The sequence below is a fragment of the Euzebyella marina genome (assembly GCF_003687485.1).
Lineage (GTDB): Bacteria > Bacteroidota > Bacteroidia > Flavobacteriales > Flavobacteriaceae > Euzebyella > Euzebyella marina.
The window spans coordinates 4,581,500-4,597,922 of sequence record NZ_CP032050.1 but is presented as its reverse complement, the minus strand read 5'-3'; the positions used below and the strand labels follow the sequence as shown (position 1 = coordinate 4,597,922).

The window sequence follows — 16,423 nt, the reverse complement described above, 5'->3', positions numbered from 1 at the left end:
GAATAAATTGATATGAAAAAATACCTATTACCCTTTTTAACAATATTTGTATTTACCAATTTTATGTATTCTCAAGCCTACGAAGGTAGGGGTGACCAAAAGTTTCAGGTGGGCGCCAATTTTCAAGAGAACGGTACCGGAATAACTGCTTCGTACGATTATGGTCTAGGAGAAAATATTTCGGTTGGGGCCGTTTCTACATACCTTTTGGGTATAGCAAGCGGAATTGATGATGATACCAGAGAGCGATTCGACGCAAAGGTTCGCTTTAGCGCACATTTAGGGCCCATTATTGACGTATCGCCAGCTTTTGATATATATCCGGGATTGGATTTAGGACTTAAGAATTTCGGCTTTCATACAGGAGCGCGTTATTTCTTTTCTGAAGGGCTAGGTGTTTACACCGAATTCGGTTTTCCAATTGCTAAATATCAGACAGAAGACCTAACGCTCTCCGATAAGTTTCACAATCAGTTCAATGTAAATATTGGGGTGTCCTTTAACTTTCTTTAATAGGTTTTGGACAAATTTTCTAAGGAATTAATTCCTTGATTTTTTCGTAAACCAGATGAGATTCCCATCCTCTGTATAAGAGATAGTCGGCCAGTTTTTTCCTTTTCTTCTGAGGGTTCTTTTCGGTAATCTGAGATAGGCGCTTTTGGGCCAAATTGTCAAGGGTTTTATAATATGCCCTATCTTCAATTTCACTAAGGGCTGTATTGATGTTATAAGTAGAAATATTTCGAATTTTAAGTTCTCTTACAATTCGTTTTCTGCCCCAGTTTTTAATATTGAACTTACCTCTGGCAAAGCTTTGGGCAAAGCGTTCTTCGTTCAGATAATTTCCCTCTATTAAATGAACTACGATTTTGTCGATAGCTTGCGGAATCATGCGCATAGACCTCAATTTTTCAACGACCTCTTTATGGCAGCGCTCTTGATAGGCACAGTATTTTTCCATCTTGGTAGTAGCTTCTTGAAGGGTGTAGGCCTTGTTCATGTTTGATAAGGTTTGGGCAATTTATGGCTAAGCTAGATAATATTGGAGTATAAAAAAAGCGGCTTCCGTTGAACGAAAGCCGCTTTTATAAGTCTTTAATAAATGGTTTTACCGTCTTTATCCTTAAAACGGTATTCGAGATACGTGTACGCATCTCTAGGTTGTATTTTAATCCATTTTTTATGTTCCAAAAACCACTTGGATCTAATGGATGGAAAACCTTTCATCAAATAGGCTGCGATAAACGGGTGTATGTTTAGCGTTATTCCGTTATCTTTTTTGGGCCCTTTGAGTAACCGCTCTAAATCGGCATTTATTTTGTCGATTAAAACGATAGGCGCTTCAATCTCTTTACCGGTGCCGTTTGGGTTTTCTTCGGTTGTTTTGATATTCATTTCGGGTCTTACCCGTTGTCTAGTTATCTGAACCAGTCCGAATTTGCTCGGAGGAAGTATCTTGTGCTTCGCCCGATCATCTTTCATTTCGTCCCTTAGATGGTCATAAAGTTTTCTTCGATTGGGGGCTTTTACCATATCTATAAAATCGACTACGATAATACCGCCCATATCTCTTAGACGCAACTGTCTGGCAATTTCTGAAGCAGCGAGGAGGTTGACCTCCAAGGCCGTTTCTTCTTGGTTCTTTGCCTTGTTAGAACGATTGCCGCTATTGACGTCGATAACATGAAGCGCTTCAGTGTGTTCTATAATTAGATAGGCGCCTTTACTCATGCTGGCAGTACGACCAAATGAAGTTTTGATTTGTCGTTCTATGCCAAACTTTTCAAAAATGGGAACGTTAGACTTGTATAGTTTAACTATAGAATCTTTTCCAGGAGCTATTTCTTCAACATAGTCCTGAATTTGTCCATAAAGCGTTTCATCATCAACATGAATTCCTGTAAAGGTATCGTTGAAAATATCCCTAAGTATAGAAGATGCCCTATTTAGCTCGACCAATACTTTAGAGGGAGTAGGTGCTTTATATAATTTTTTACACATCGTTGACCACTTGGCCAACAGGTTTTCTAGATCTTTGTCAAGTTCCGCTACTTTTTTGCCTTCGGCAACTGTTCTAATGATGACACCAAACCCTTTAGGCTTAATACTTTTAACTAACCTTTTCAGTCTATCTTTTTCTTCGTTGCTCGCTATTTTCTGTGATACCGAGACACGGTCTGAAAAGGGTACCATAACCAAATAACGCCCAGCAATGGAAAGTTCTGAGCTGATTCTTGGTCCTTTGGTAGAAATGGGTTCTTTTACTATTTGAACCAAAATGGACTGGTTGGCTTTGACAACATCTGTTATCACGCCATTTTTGTCAATGTCTTTTTCGAATTTAAAGTTGCCAAGGGAATAGTCCTTCAATTTTCCAGTACTCACTTGTTTGATGAACTTAAGCAATGAAGACAATTGTGGCCCTAGGTCATGGTAATGTAGAAAGGCATCTTTCTCATAACCAACATTGACGAACGCGGCGTTCAAGCCGGTAACGGGTTTCCGTATTTTGGCAAGAAATATATCGCCAACGGAAAAATTATTGTTGTCTTCCTCTTTGTGCAGTTCAGTGAGCTTACCGTCTTTTAATAAGGCAAAATCAACGGCATCGGAACTAGATCTTACGATTAATTCTCTATTCACCTGAATGTATTTGTATCCCGAAATGTGTCGGGATCGATTAAACAATGGTTGAAACGGATAGTAAATTACCGATCCGCCGAAATTTCTATTTGAATTTCTATGTCAATGAACGTAGGGGAAGAAAAAACAAAAGGGTTCAGCATAAAAAGGGCTGAAAATCTCAGCCCTTTTTATTTAGCCCTTACGGTCTATTTTTTCTTGTGTCGGTTGGCTCTCCTGCGTTTCTTACGCTTGTGGGTAGCCACCTTATGTCTTTTTCTTTTCTTACCACTCGGCATAGATTCCTATTTAATGATTATTATTATTTAACCTGTACGTTGCTTTTAACACCTTCTACAAAAACCTTAGCTGGTTTAAACGCCGGAATATTATGTGCCGGAATTTTGATAGTGGTATTCTTGCTGATGTTTCTTCCGGTTTTTTCTGCCCTTGTCTTGATGATAAAACTACCAAAACCACGCAAGTAAACATTGTCACCACCTTCTAGGGAAGACTTCACCTCTTCCATAAAGCTCTCTACAGTCGCCTGAACATCTCCTTTTTCAATTCCCAGCTTGTCTGAGATTTTTGATACAATTTCTGCTTTCGTCATTTGTCGTGTTAAATTTTCAGTATAAATTTTTTGGGATGCAAATATATAAATTAAATTCATTCTTTTTCGCTAACAAACTAATTTTAAGTCGTTCAACTCTACATTTATCAATTTACCTATATAGGCTATCTGCTTTGGTTGTTAAACCTTTACTTTTGCCATCCATTTTAGAGGTAAATGACTTTTGCAAATGAAATATTGGCCTGGTACGAGCGTAACAAGCGCGATTTGCCATGGCGTACAACGACAAACCCCTACAATATTTGGCTTTCCGAGATAATGTTGCAGCAAACAAGGGTGTCCCAAGGCTTGCCCTACTACCAAAAGTTTGTTGAGAATTTTCCTGCTGTGGAAGATCTGGCCGAGGCTTCCGAAGAGAAAGTTCTCAAACTCTGGCAAGGGTTGGGGTATTATTCTAGGGCCAGAAACCTACATGCGACCGCTAAAATGGTAGCCTACGAATATGATGGGCAATTTCCTGATACCTATAAAGAACTGCTCGCGCTCAAAGGTGTGGGCGATTATACAGCAAGTGCCATAGCTTCTATCTGTTTCGGTCGACCTGAACCGGTGGTTGATGGTAACGTCTATCGCGTTCTTTCTAGATATTTCGGTGTCGACATACCTATTAATAGTACCGAAGGTGTCAAATACTTTAAACAATTGGCCCGGGAAGTTATGCACCTTGAACGAATAAGGGATTATAATCAAGGTATAATGGAGTTCGGCGCCATGCAATGTGTGCCTCAAAGCCCGAATTGCCAGGTCTGTCCGTTAAGTTCAAGCTGTAAGGCTTTAAAAGAGGGCACTGTAGGAAGTTTGCCCGTGAAATTGAAAAAGACCAAGGTAAAAACACTTTACTTTAATTACTTGGTTCCGATATCTAAAGGTGGTTTGACTATCTTGGAACAACGAACCGATAATGGAATTTGGCGCAACCTTTGGCAGTTTCCGTTGCTCGAATCTAAAAAAGAACTTGAATTGAAAGAATTGAAAGTTCAACTTGAAGCATCTGAACATTTTTCAAAAGCATTAAATGTTTCAAGGTTCGACCCCATGTCGATTATACATAAACTGTCGCATCGCCACATTCATACGGTATTTTGGATTATAGAATTGAACGATATTTCCAATGGAGGCATTCCTTTTGAAAAAGTTGAGCAATATCCCGTTCCTGTTTTAATAGATGAGTTCTTGAAAAGACTTAAAAATTCGTATTTTTGGCCATTAAACGACAGCAGATTATGAGCGGTACATTAAACAAAGTGATGTTGATAGGGCATTTGGGCGATGAGGTTAAAATGCACTACTTTGAAGGAGGCGGATGCATCGGTAGGTTTCCGATTGCGACCAATGAAACCTATACAAATAGGCAGACGGGAGAAAAAGTGACCAACACCGATTGGCATAATGTAGTTGTGCGCAACAAAGCTGCCGAAATATGCGAGAAGTATTTGAGCAAGGGCGATAAGATATATGTTGAGGGCCGTTTAAAGAACAGGCAATGGCAGGGTGAAGATGGCAATACCCGTTATACGACTGAAGTACACGTGCAAGACTTTACTTTTTTGACCACTAAAAAGGAGAGTATGGAGAATAGCCAAAGTAATTCATCTCAACCTGTGGCACAATCAGGGGGGCAACAACCTGCACAGAGAAATACGGCTCAGCAACATACAGTCAATGAGCCGGAAGAAGATGATTTGCCGTTTTAAGCTATTGAAATACGCTATAAAATTAAGGTAGTGTTTTGTATATTCATATTCCATATTTAAATAACCGAATACTTATTAATAGTAAATCGCGTTTTACAAATAAATTTTAACGATTGGACCCTGACCCTCTTAGTGTTCTTCCGAATTTTATGGCCTCCGGAGGTACTTTTGCCTTCCAAATAGCGGTTTTAATATTACTTCTTATTTGCTCAGCCCTTATTTCAGGTGCCGAAGTAGCATTTTTTGGCCTTTCCGCTACCGATTTAAAAGATATCATCGAGAAAAAAACCACTCAGGGTGGCATAATTGAAAGATTGCTCGACCGACCTAAAAAGTTGCTGGCGACAATTCTGATAGCCAATAATGCAATCAATATTGGGGTGGTTCTGCTTTTTAGCGATGTAGGCGAAACTTTGTTTGTAAATGTCGATATCGAATGGGTTCGTTTCGTGCTAGAGGTGGTGGTCGCAACTTTTTTGATTTTGATGTTCGGTGAAATCTTGCCGAAGGTATATGCCAATAGAAACAGGGTGGCCTTTGCCCATTTCATGTCCTTTCCCTTAAAGGTCTTAGATGTGATTTTTTCACCTTTAAGCCTGCCCATGCGGGCCGGAACGTTGTTTCTGTACAATAAATTGGGTAAGCAAAGGTCTAACCTTAGTGTTGACCATCTTTCTCAGGCTTTAGAGCTCACCGATGAAGGCGATACAACCAAAGAAGAGCAAAAAATATTAGAGGGTATCGTTTCTTTTGGTAATACCGATACCAAACAAGTTATGTGCCCTCGGATAGATATTTTTGCCTTAAGCGAAGATATGAAGTTTCCTGAGGTTATGCTCGAGGTCAAAAAGAACGGATACTCTAGAATACCGGTATTTTCTGAGAATATGGATAATGTTCTGGGAGTTTTGTATGTAAAGGATTTACTGCCCTATATCGACCGTAAAGCTTTCAATTGGATGAGTCTCATTCGTGAGCCCTTCTTTGTGCCGGAGAACAAAAAGTTAGATGATTTGCTTTTAGAGTTTCAGGAAAAAAAGAACCACTTGGCCATCGTTGTTGATGAGTATGGTGGTACCTCCGGTATTGTTACCTTAGAAGATATCATAGAGGAAATAGTCGGTGATATTACTGATGAGTTTGATGATGAAGACCTTATTTTTTCAAAACTCGACGATTATAACTTTGTATTTGATGGCAAAACGGCGCTGAGAGATTTTTATAAGGTCACCAAAATCTTGAACGAAGATGAGTTTGAAGAGAAAAAGGGCGAAGCTGAAACCGTGGCAGGTTTTGTTCTTGAAATTGCTGGAAGTTTTCCGAAGCGAGGAGAAAAAATTGCATTTAACGACCATACCTTCATCGTTGAAAGTATGGATAAGAAGAGACTAAAACAGATAAAGGTAACCTTGCCCAAACCCGAATCAGTTCAATAGATATAATGGTAACTTTCAAAATCAACGTAGCATGTTCTTGAATTTTAGACAAAAACCAAGTTGGCCATTGAGATTATTGCCTTTGATGTCGGTTTTGGTCGTGCTCTCGAGTTGTAAGGAAGATGTTTTGCCAAAGCCAAAGGCAGAGTTGAGGTTAGAATACCCTAATCCTGAACCTGTGAAATTCGATACCGATTACTTCAGCTTTCGTTATAACGGGTTAGCAAAGGTGAAAAATACCAATGCTTCTTCATTGACGTTAGAGTACCCCGAAATGAAAGGTGAAATCTTTATCAATTACAAATCGGTGGAGACAAATTTGCAAAAACTTCTATCTGACGCCCAGAAATTCAGTTACGAACATTCGGTGAAGGCAGACGGAATTCTTGAGCAACCGTTTATTAATTCTGATGATAAAGTTTACGGAATGTTCTATGAAGTAAGTGGCGATGCCGCCTCACAGGCGCAGTTTTATGTCACCGATAGTACAGAGCATTTTGTAACCGGGTCTTTGTACTTCTATACCAAGCCAAATTACGACTCGATATACCCCGCAGCGGTCTATTTAAGAAAAGATATTAGGGCGATTATGGAAAGCCTTCAATGGAAGTAGATTTAAGGCAAGATTAGTGAATAAGGCTTACCTTTAATTATTAAGTATTCTTTCAGCTTGGGAAATACTTAAATCGATTTCTTCTTTTAATAAGGCAATTTTTTTCTCTTCTTCGAGAAGCCATTTTTTCTTCTCTTCTGTCAGTTGCTTGCCCTTCATCATTTCGTCTGCATCGAAACGTTCGCTAAAATTTTCCATCCAGCTTACCATAGATTGGTTGGCAGCTTTTAGATTTTTTATAGCAAGCTCATACTTTTCCTTTTTATACGAGGCATTGGCCCTAGTAGTCAGTTTATTAATGAGCTTGGATAGTTTGGGCATATCGTTCATAACTTCGTCGTGAGAAGCCATGACCGAAATCATTTTGTTGGGTTCTTCACCACTTTCTTGCGAATGGCTTACCGAAACAAATAATGTCAACATCAAAATCAGTAGTGAGGTACGAAGGCCTTTTGTCATCTTTAATGATTATTAGAAGCCGTTAAATTAATAACCGCAGGTAAGTTTTACCAAAAGCCTTCTTTAAATGAAGAGCTTAATTCGATGAACGTGTGATGATTACTCCGTAATGCCAAGTAGTTCTTTGGCATTCGCGATACTGGCGTTGATTTCTTCTTTTAAATCTTTTACTTTTTTTTCTTCCTCATCGAGCCATTCTTGTTTTTGTGCGGATAACTCTTTTCCGTTCAAGATTTCATCTGGGTCAAAACGATTTCCGAAGTTCTGCATCCAATCCATCATCGATTTGTGTGCCGATTGTAATTCTTTTCGGGCTTCCATGTATTTCAAGCCGATTTCGGTACTGTCGTTCTCCTTTGAGTTCAGTTCACCTACCAAATCACCCAGTTGGCTCATCTTTGGCATTACTTCATCGTGTATGGCCATTACCTCTTTCATTTGGGAGGTTTCTTTCTCTTCTTTACAAGAAGAGCCAAAAAATAGCGTGAAGACTGCCAATACCATTAATATTCTCATAAACCCAGATTTTATACAAAGATAGAAATTAGTCCCGTCTCGCTATTCGTCAAAGATGTATTTAATGGGGTAAATGATTGTCAAAATAAGATTTATTCAAAATCGGCATCGGTTAGGTCTTCATTGACCTTTATTTCTGAAACCTTGAATTCAAAACTCTGCGGACCGACTGTCTGGCTTATACTAAAGGGAAAGAGAACCCCGTTCACTTCTTGATAATCATTATAATTGATGGTGCTGGTAACCGTTTGGCCACCCATATCGCTTATGTTGACTTCCTGAACCTTAAGGCCGCTCTCTTTGTCGAAATAGAGCCATTTCTCATCGGAAACCTTCAGTTTATAGGCGGTCTTGCCATCAATGGGCTCTGCACCTTCCAACTCTAAGTTTTTCTGCAAATATTCAATTTCCGGAAATGGAGTAGCTTCTTCCTTAACCTTTATCAACTCATCATCGCCCATCTCTTTCTTTTGGCCCTGTATTACCATATAACCCTTTTCACCATCGTAAACTTGTAAACTCATTGAGTTGCCGGCAACTTTTACTTCTTGGAAAAATTGGTTCTTAGAGGTTTTTTTCATCTCAAGATTCAGTTTCATACCTTGAAGTTCGGCCTCGGCCAAAAGCGTAAAATTGTTTACTTCGTTCAGTTTTTCTTTTCCGCCTATGGCATCTATATATTTGTTCAGAATATCGTTGGAGTTTACATCTGCGGGTACTTCTGCAGAGTAATCGGGTTTTTTGACACTACGGGCGAAAGTGTCGTAATAGCTCACTGGCAAGGCCTTACCTTTAAATGTTATTTTTTCCAAGTTTTCGAGGACCTCGCTTCCTTTTCCGGCCACCACAATTCTGAGATTCGATGGTTTGAGGTATTTCTTTGCCGCTTTTTGAACGTCTTCAATAGTGATGGCATTAATTTTTTCCAGGTAAGTTTTGTAAAAATCTTTTGGAAGATTTTCAGTTTCAATATCTAAGGCATATTCAGCAATGGTCGCTGGGTCCTCTAGGGCCATTACGAACCTACCAGTATATTTAGCCTTGGTGTTTTTAAGCTCTTCCTCCGATATTGGTGCTGAATTGATTTTGTCAATTTCTTTGAGTATTTCTACCACCGAACTATCGGTAACGGCATTTCTAACACTGGCAGTGGCCCGAAATCTTGAAGGGGCATATTTATCATATCCTATTTGTGAATAAGATCCATATGTGTAACCCTTATCTTCACGAAGATTCAAGAATAAACGACCGTCGCCACCGCCCAATATTTCGTTGGCTATGACTGCTGACAGGTAATCAGGGTCGTTTTTTTTCAAATCGACCAAATTTTCGACCGTTATTTCTGACTGCACCGCATTGGGCATGTCAATAAAATTGATTTGGGTGTATAGCGCATCGGAAGGTCTCGAAAATTGAAACGATAGTGGAGCGGCTTTGGTCCATGGCGTGAATTCTTCTTCGACCAATTCTTTTACCTGTTCAAAGTTGATGTCGCCTACTACCACCAAATAGGCATGCGCCGGCACAAAGTAATTTTCATAAAACTGAATTACATCGGTGAGCGAAACTTTATTGACACTCTCAGCAGTAATAAATTCACCATAGGGGTGCTTTGTGGTAAAGGCCAAGGCCAAGCTCACACGTCGAGCAATGGCGGGAACATTCTTTTCACCTGCCTTGAGATTGGTCAACAACTTTTGTTTTTCCTTTTCGAATTCGTCATGCGTGAAATTGGGGTTAATGGCCGCATCTGCCATGAGCTCCAAAATTCTCGGAAAATATTTCGAAAGTGAGGTAGCAAAGGCACTTTGAGAGCCAAAATTGATTCTTGCCCCTAGAAAATCTACCTCTTCGTTAAACTCGTCTTTAGGTATGTTTTTTGATCCCTTGCCCAGCAAACTTGCCATTAGGGAAGAAACGCCGGCGTTATCACCTTCTAAAACCGGGGGGTTATCGATTCGTAACTGTATGGAAACCCTTGGTAGTTTGTGATTTTCTACCACCAAAACTTCTAGACCGTTTTGTAGCTCGAACCGTTGGGGGTCTTGTAAATTTATTTCGGGAGCTGGCCCTGGTTGGGGCATTTGACTTCTGTCTATCTGTGCATTAAGCCCAATGGTAATCAGCGTTATGAACAAGAGGGTAAGTGACTTTTTCATGACTTTTATTTTGATGTATTAGGCTGTTTCTAGTTAGCTTGAGCCTCTTTTGGCAAATAATCGATTATCACACGTTGGTTTGGTTTGAAGTACTTATCGGCTACTTCTTGTATCTCTTCGCGGGAAATAGAGCGGTATATTTCGATTTCTTTGTTGATGAGATCGGTATCACCGTACAAAAGGTAATTGCGCGCTAAAGAGTTGGCAATTCCTGCTACGCTTGAATTCGAGTTGACAAAACTGTTCTCAAACTTGTTGAGAAGCTTTTGATGGTCTCTTTCGGTAATGAGCTCTGTTCTTACTTTGGCTATTTCTTCTTCCATTTCGGCAATGAGCGTTTCACCTGTGGTTTCGCCAACCGGTAGGGCATAGACCAAATACATGCCGTAATCTTCTTGCCCCACATTAAAAGCACCTACTTGTACGGCCTGTTTTTGGTCGTCTACCATTTTTTTATAAAGTTTTGAGCTTTGACCATCACTCAGATAAGTTGAAATCATATCTAAAACATAGGCATCTCTTTCTCTGAAACCGGGTGTTCTGTAGGCGATTACATAGGCGGGAATCTGAATGTTCGGATCGTAAGTTTGAATTCTTGACTCTTGGGTAATTGGGTCTTCTTTCGGATAGTTTCTTGTTACGGCTTCTCCCCGAGGTATATCACCGAAATATGCTTTGACCCATTTTTTGGTTTGTGGTATATCGATGTTGCCCGCCACTACTAACACCGCATTGTTCGGCACGTAATATTTGGCATTGTACGCAACAACATCGTTTAAGGTGGCGGCATCCAAATCTTTCATATAGCCTATATTCGGGTCTTTGTAAGGATGTTTTTTAAACAGACTCTTACCTACCTCGATAATAAGTTGGCCATACGGGCGGTTATCATAACTGAGTCTTTTTTCCTCTTTAACAACTTCTTGCTGGGTGTCTACACCTATTTGGTCAATGACCGGATGTAACATTCGCTCTGATTCTAACCAAAGGCCCAGTTCTAAATTGTTCGATGGAAATACTTCATAATAATACGTGCGGTCTTGGGTAGTATTGGCATTATTTTGCCCGCCATTTGAGGAAACGATTTCGAACCATTTTCCCCTTTCTATGTTTTTAGAGCCTTCAAACAACAGGTGCTCGAAAAAATGGGCAAAACCCGTGCGTCCCTCGGTGCGGTCTTTTCCACCGACGTGGTACATGACCGACGTGGTCACTAATGGAGCCGTGTCGTCATTATGTAAAATTACGTGCAGGCCATTGCTCAGATCGTACTCTTCGAAAGTTACTTCTTGGCTTACGAGATGGGTAGCCGTTAAAAGGGCAATGAGGGCTACGAAAGCTGATTTGGTCATAGTAGCGTGTTTAGATACCTATTGGTAGCGATTAAGATGTTCTCGTTACAAGTTTATCGATTTTTGATAAAAATTTCTTCTGGGGTATTTCAATTTAACAAGAATTGTGAAAAATATGTTCTTAATTTTCAGTAATTTAAATGTGTGAACCTAAAAATTTTTGGATTATGAAACAGTTTGCTTTACCCATTCGTTTTGGAGTAGCCACAAGTGGCTGTCTTGTTGCCTACTTTTTGATTCTATCCCTATTTGATTTGCATACCAATGTCTTTTATAGTCTTTTCAATGGCGTAATAACCGGTTTTGGAATTTACGAGGCCATTAAATACTATAAGATGGAAAAGCAGAACAGCTTTGATTATGGTAAGGGTTTTACCGCCGGTCTGGTAACCGGTTTTGTGGCCACCTTTATATTTACTTTGTTTTTTGCACTTTATGCAACCGAGATAAACATAGCATTTTTGCAAGAGCTGACTACCGTTTGGTTCAATGACTTTAAGAATTTTGAAGGTATTGTTTTCTTTACCGTAGCTATTATGGGCTTTGTAACTAGTTTGGTTTTGACTCTTTCATTCATGCAGTTGTTCAAAACAAGCAACAATATTCGAAAAAAGCCCATTTCTAACCGTATGGGGTTATAGTTCCAATGCGTTGGTAGTCAATGATAACACAAGTAATTTGGAGCGTTAGTTACTCTCTTGCTATTAAGAAGTAGTGATTGGGCGATTTTACATGCCAAAATCTAACTGATTGTGTTGTACATTAATGAATTAGACGTATATTTGCATCCGCTTATTGAAAAATAAGTGTTTGTAAAAACTAATTTATATACATTATGTACGCAATCGTAGAGATGGCAGGGCAGCAATTCAAAGTTGCGAAAGACCAGAAAGTGTATGTGCACCGTTTGCAGACCGAAGAAGGCAAGAAAGTTGTTTTTGACAATGTTCTTCTTTTGGCAGATGGTTCTGATATCACTGTTGGCGCCCCGGCTATAGACGGCGCAGCTGTAGAGGCTAAAGTCGTGAAGCACCTGAAGGGTGACAAGGTAATCGTCTTTAAAAAGAAAAGACGTAAAGGTTACAAAAAGAAAAATGGTCACAGACAATCGTTAACTGAGATAGTTATTGAGAGTATTGTAGCCAAAGGAGCTAAAAAGGCTGCCAAGAAAGAAGAGCCGAAAGCTGCTAAACCTGAGGCCAAAGGTAAAGATGCGAATGTAGATGTTTCTGTAGCATCAAAACCAAAGGCTGAAAAGACAGAGGCTAAGAAAGCGGCTCCAAAGAAATCGGCTAAAGGTGATGACCTTAAGAAAGTTGAGGGTATCGGTCCGAAAATTGCCGAGACATTGGCGGAGGCAGGTATTACCACTTTCGCTGAATTGGCTGCTACAGATGCTACCAAAATCGCCGAAATCATTTCAGATGTACGTGGTAACCATGTTACCGATACATGGCCAGCTCAAGCAAAACTCGCTGCCGAAGGTAAGTGGGATGAGCTTAAGAAATGGCAAGATGAATTGGATGGTGGTAAGGCATAAGTTTTACGCTTGAACTAAAATTTAATCACGTGTTTGTCCGTTAAGGCCATACACAACAAAAAATAAATATCATGGCACACAAAAAAGGTGTAGGTAGTTCTAAAAACGGTAGAGAATCAGAATCGAAACGCTTGGGCGTTAAGATTTTTGGTGGTCAGGCCGCTATTGCCGGAAATATCATCGTTAGACAACGTGGTACTAAGCACAATCCTGGTGAGAATGTGTATGCCGGAAAAGACCATACTTTACATGCCCAAATAGATGGCATCGTGAAATTTGAAAAGAAAGCTGGCGGAAAGTCGTTCGTTTCAATCGAACCTTTTACTGCGTAAGCAAACTTTTTAAGAATTTAAAAAGCCCCAAGCTAAAGTTCAGCTTGGGGCTTTTTGGTTTCAAAAAGGCGTAATTTGTATGCTGTATTTGTTTAAATTTGTTGTCCGCTTCTTTTTTAACAACAAAGAAGGCGCCCCCATATCACTCATTTTCAACGAAGTTCAAATTAAACATTGACCACAATGGCTAAAATTGAAATTAAGGGTACGCCCGAGAAGCTTGAGCGGGTTTCTATTTTTTTAAAGACCAACAATATTGAGCACTCTATTATTGATGACTTTGGAAACCATTCGGTAGAAGACACCGAAAAGTACAAGGCATTGATGAGAAAATATAACCAGTTGACCTAATTTCTTCTGAATGCTCTAATACGCCTTCCCTGAAAGTTATTGACTTTTTGGGCACGGCTGATAAATGATTAAATCTAAAATTCAAACTACTTTCATATTTATGAACTCCGCCGAAGCTGTTGACCTTAGTAAAATATATACTGAAATAGAAAATGGAAATAGAGATTGGAATCAGGTCTTGGAATCCATTATCTCTTATTTTGACTGTTCTACCGGTACTCTTCACTTTCTAAATCAAGAATCTGGACTATTAAAGTTAGAGGCACAAAAAGGTATACCCCCGTTTCTCATTCCGAAATTGGAAACTATTCCTGTTGGCAAGGGTATGGCAGGTATTGCCGCAGAAAGAAAAGAGGCCGTTGAAATGTGCAACTTGCAAACCGATGATTCCGGAGTTGCCAGGCCAGCAGCGAAAGAGACAAAGGTAGAGGGTTCAATTGCAGCCCCTATGTTGCTAAATGAAAAGCTTTACGGTACTCTAGGTGTTGCTAAACCCGTTCCTTACGATTTTACGGATAAAGAGAAAGCGGAACTTCTGAGTTTAGGTAATGCTATCAGTAAGATTTTAAGTAATTGATAAAACTTTTTAAAAAAATAAAAAGCCCTTGTATTTACAAGGGCTTTCATTTTTATACGCGCGACATTCAGTCTTAGTACCTGTAATACTCAGGTTTAAACGGACCTTCTACGGTAACACCAATATATTCCGCCTGGTCTGGCTTTAGTTCGGTAAGCTCAGCTCCTAAACGAGAGAGGTGAAGGGCCGCCACTTTTTCGTCTAAATGCTTAGGAAGCATATATACTTCATTTTCGTATTTGTCACTATGGTTCCAAAGCTCTATTTGCGCTAAGGTCTGATTGGTAAATGAATTACTCATTACAAAACTAGGGTGCCCCGTCGCACAACCTAGGTTGACCAATCTACCTTCGGCAAGAACAATAATGTCTTTTCCGTTAATAGTATATTTATCTACTTGGGGTTTAATTTCATCTTTGGTAGCCCCAAAGTTAGAATTCAACCACGCCATGTCTATTTCATTATCGAAGTGACCGATATTACAAACAATTGCCTTATCCTTCATGGCTTTAAAATGCTCTGCCCTAATGATATCTTTGTTACCGGTTGTAGTAATAACTATGTCGGCATTGCTGACCACCGTTTCAAGTTTTTTCACCTCATAACCATCCATACAGGCCTGTAAGGCACAGATAGGGTCAATTTCCGTAACGGTAACGATAGACCCGGCACCTCTAAAGGAGGCTGCGGTACCTTTGCCCACATCTCCATAACCACAAACTACAACTCTTTTTCCAGCAAGCATGGTGTCGGTGGCCCTTCTAATGGCATCAACCGCACTTTCGCGACAACCGTATTTATTATCGAATTTAGATTTGGTAACCGAATCGTTTACATTGATGGCGGGCATTGGCAAAGTACCTTTTTTCATGCGCTCGTATAAACGGTGAACACCTGTAGTGGTCTCTTCCGATAGGCCTTTTACGTCTTTGGCCAATTCAGGATATTTGTCTAACACCATATTGGTAAGGTCACCACCATCGTCTAAAATCATATTCAAAGGCTTTCTGTCTTCACCAAAGAAAAGGGTTTGCTCAATACACCAATCGAACTCTTCTTCGTTCATGCCTTTCCAAGCATACACGGGAACTCCGGCAGCGGCAATAGCAGCAGCTGCATGGTCTTGGGTAGAGAAAATATTACATGAGCTCCAAGTAACATCGGCACCCAAGGCTACCAAGGTTTCTATAAGTACAGCGGTTTGAATTGTCATGTGAAGACAACCGGAAATTCTTGCGCCTTTCAAAGGTTGCTCGTTTCCGTATTCTTCACGAAGTGACATCAAACCGGGCATTTCGGCCTCGGCAAGTTCAATTTCTTTTCTTCCCCAATCCGCTAGTGAAATATCTTTAACCTTATACGGTAGATAGGAAACAGTTTTGGTATCCATAGTCTTTTTTATTTTTTACTTTCGTAATACCGATACGTACTACATTTTGTGGTGGCAAAGTTAAGAAAAAGGTACAGAAAGTTATGCCTATTTATAAGATACTCAAGGTAAATGCTTCGACTACGGTCTATATATGGAATGTGGTCGAAAGTGAAGCGGCGCTTGCAGAAAAAGTTACATTGACCGATCATTGCCAGAACCGCATGAACGGTATGAAGTCTGAACTTCACCGACGCGCTTTTCTCAGTATCAGGCACCTCATGGCCGAAGCAGGCTATGTTGATGCAGATTTATATTATGATGAAGTCGGTAAGCCCCATTTAAAGGATGGTAATAAAATTTCTATAACCCACTCGAACAATTTTACGGCGATTATTGTCAGTAGTACCCATGAAGTGGGCATTGATATTGAAAAACAACGTGAAAAGATTTTACGGATCGCGCATAAGTTTACACCGATCGAAGAATACAAAACCATCGCCAATACAGATGCTTTGATTAGAAAATTGACGATTGTTTGGGGATGCAAAGAGGCGCTCTATAAAATTTATGCAGAACCAGGTCTGAGCTTTATACATCACATAGATGTTAAAGACTTCTCTTTTGATAGTTCGGCAACCACTGCCGAAATTTTATATCATGGCGATTCTTCTTTCTATAACATCCGTTTTTTTGAATTCGAAGGTTTTACCTGTGTTTATGCACTTAGAACCTAAAAATATTTAATACTAGGCCCTCATTCAGGGTT

Annotated in this window: 19 protein-coding genes; 11 read left to right on the top strand and 8 right to left on the bottom strand. The window is 39.8% G+C overall.

Going from position 1 to position 16,423, the window contains the following annotated elements:
• The first annotated feature begins 12 nt into the window (after positions 1-12).
• A complete protein-coding gene (locus tag D1013_RS19775; RefSeq protein WP_121850465.1) occupies positions 13-513 on the top strand; it encodes a DUF6646 family protein in 501 nt (166 codons plus the stop codon).
• A 19-nt stretch (positions 514-532) separates the two neighbouring features.
• Here D1013_RS19775 and D1013_RS19770 read toward each other — a convergent pair whose 3' ends face one another.
• The 3 genes from D1013_RS19770 to D1013_RS19760 form a co-directional block, all read right to left on the bottom strand.
• The gene (locus D1013_RS19770; protein WP_121850464.1) at positions 533-1,000 is read right to left on the bottom strand and encodes a regulatory protein RecX; all 468 of its coding nucleotides are present in this window, start codon (positions 998-1,000) and stop codon (positions 533-535) included.
• 95 nt (positions 1,001-1,095) lie between these two features.
• Entirely contained in the window at positions 1,096-2,643 is a 1,548-nt protein-coding gene (locus D1013_RS19765) for an Rne/Rng family ribonuclease (protein ID WP_121850822.1), read from the bottom strand.
• Positions 2,644-2,944: 301 nt separating this feature from the next.
• Positions 2,945-3,235, bottom strand: coding sequence for an HU family DNA-binding protein (locus D1013_RS19760; RefSeq protein ID WP_013992739.1), 291 nt, complete (start codon positions 3,233-3,235; stop codon positions 2,945-2,947).
• Between the two features lie 177 nt (positions 3,236-3,412).
• Here D1013_RS19760 and mutY point away from each other — a divergent pair, with 177 nt between their 5' ends.
• From mutY to gldD, 4 genes are all read left to right on the top strand, one after another.
• Entirely contained in the window at positions 3,413-4,483 is a 1,071-nt protein-coding gene (gene mutY / locus D1013_RS19755) for an A/G-specific adenine glycosylase (RefSeq protein WP_121850463.1), read from the top strand.
• Positions 4,480-4,950: a single-stranded DNA-binding protein gene (locus D1013_RS19750; RefSeq protein ID WP_121850462.1), complete on the top strand. Its 471-nt coding sequence runs from the start codon at positions 4,480-4,482 to the stop codon at positions 4,948-4,950. The genes mutY and D1013_RS19750 overlap by 4 nt, the downstream gene beginning before the upstream one ends.
• Before the next feature lie 113 nt (positions 4,951-5,063).
• Positions 5,064-6,386 (top strand): gliding motility-associated protein GldE, encoded by a 1,323-nt coding sequence (locus D1013_RS19745; protein WP_380084774.1) that lies wholly within the window; start codon positions 5,064-5,066, stop codon positions 6,384-6,386.
• Positions 6,387-6,417: 31 nt separating this feature from the next.
• Complete coding sequence (gene gldD, locus D1013_RS19740; protein WP_121850461.1) at positions 6,418-6,999, top strand: gliding motility lipoprotein GldD; 582 nt, start codon at positions 6,418-6,420, stop codon at positions 6,997-6,999.
• 33 nt (positions 7,000-7,032) lie between these two features.
• Here gldD and D1013_RS19735 read toward each other — a convergent pair whose 3' ends face one another.
• The 4 genes from D1013_RS19735 to D1013_RS19720 form a co-directional block, all read right to left on the bottom strand.
• Positions 7,033-7,458, bottom strand: a complete 426-nt coding sequence (locus tag D1013_RS19735; protein ID WP_121850460.1) for a hypothetical protein — start codon at positions 7,456-7,458, stop codon at positions 7,033-7,035.
• Between the two features lie 99 nt (positions 7,459-7,557).
• Complete coding sequence (locus D1013_RS19730) at positions 7,558-7,974, bottom strand: hypothetical protein (protein ID WP_121850459.1); 417 nt, start codon at positions 7,972-7,974, stop codon at positions 7,558-7,560.
• Positions 7,975-8,066: 92 nt separating this feature from the next.
• Entirely contained in the window at positions 8,067-10,133 is a 2,067-nt protein-coding gene (locus D1013_RS19725) for an insulinase family protein (protein ID WP_121850458.1), read from the bottom strand.
• A gap of 29 nt (positions 10,134-10,162) precedes the next feature.
• On the bottom strand, positions 10,163-11,485 hold the full coding sequence (locus D1013_RS19720) for a M16 family metallopeptidase (protein ID WP_121850457.1): 1,323 nt from the start codon (positions 11,483-11,485) through the stop codon (positions 10,163-10,165).
• 167 nt (positions 11,486-11,652) lie between these two features.
• Here D1013_RS19720 and D1013_RS19715 point away from each other — a divergent pair, with 167 nt between their 5' ends.
• The 5 genes from D1013_RS19715 (at position 11,653) to D1013_RS19700 (ending at position 14,285) form a co-directional block, all read left to right on the top strand.
• The gene (locus tag D1013_RS19715; RefSeq protein WP_121850456.1) at positions 11,653-12,126 is read left to right on the top strand and encodes a DUF4199 domain-containing protein; all 474 of its coding nucleotides are present in this window, start codon (positions 11,653-11,655) and stop codon (positions 12,124-12,126) included.
• A 194-nt stretch (positions 12,127-12,320) separates the two neighbouring features.
• Complete coding sequence (gene rplU / locus D1013_RS19710) at positions 12,321-13,025, top strand: 50S ribosomal protein L21 (protein ID WP_121850455.1); 705 nt, start codon at positions 12,321-12,323, stop codon at positions 13,023-13,025.
• A gap of 71 nt (positions 13,026-13,096) precedes the next feature.
• Positions 13,097-13,357 carry a 50S ribosomal protein L27 gene (gene rpmA, locus D1013_RS19705; RefSeq protein WP_121850454.1) on the top strand — a complete coding sequence of 87 codons (261 nt, stop codon included), beginning with the start codon at positions 13,097-13,099 and terminating at the stop codon, positions 13,355-13,357.
• Between the two features lie 183 nt (positions 13,358-13,540).
• Positions 13,541-13,708 carry a hypothetical protein gene (locus tag D1013_RS20440; protein ID WP_162987955.1) on the top strand — a complete coding sequence of 56 codons (168 nt, stop codon included), beginning with the start codon at positions 13,541-13,543 and terminating at the stop codon, positions 13,706-13,708.
• Between the two features lie 100 nt (positions 13,709-13,808).
• Positions 13,809-14,285 carry a GAF domain-containing protein gene (locus D1013_RS19700; protein WP_121850820.1) on the top strand — a complete coding sequence of 159 codons (477 nt, stop codon included), beginning with the start codon at positions 13,809-13,811 and terminating at the stop codon, positions 14,283-14,285.
• Positions 14,286-14,358: 73 nt separating this feature from the next.
• On the opposite strand, the gene ahcY is transcribed toward D1013_RS19700, so the two are convergent.
• Complete coding sequence (gene ahcY / locus D1013_RS19695) at positions 14,359-15,675, bottom strand: adenosylhomocysteinase (RefSeq protein WP_121850453.1); 1,317 nt, start codon at positions 15,673-15,675, stop codon at positions 14,359-14,361.
• A gap of 83 nt (positions 15,676-15,758) precedes the next feature.
• Between ahcY and D1013_RS19690 the strand changes: the two genes are divergently transcribed.
• A complete protein-coding gene (locus tag D1013_RS19690; protein ID WP_121850452.1) occupies positions 15,759-16,391 on the top strand; it encodes a 4'-phosphopantetheinyl transferase family protein in 633 nt (210 codons plus the stop codon).
• Positions 16,392-16,423 lie beyond the last annotated feature (32 nt).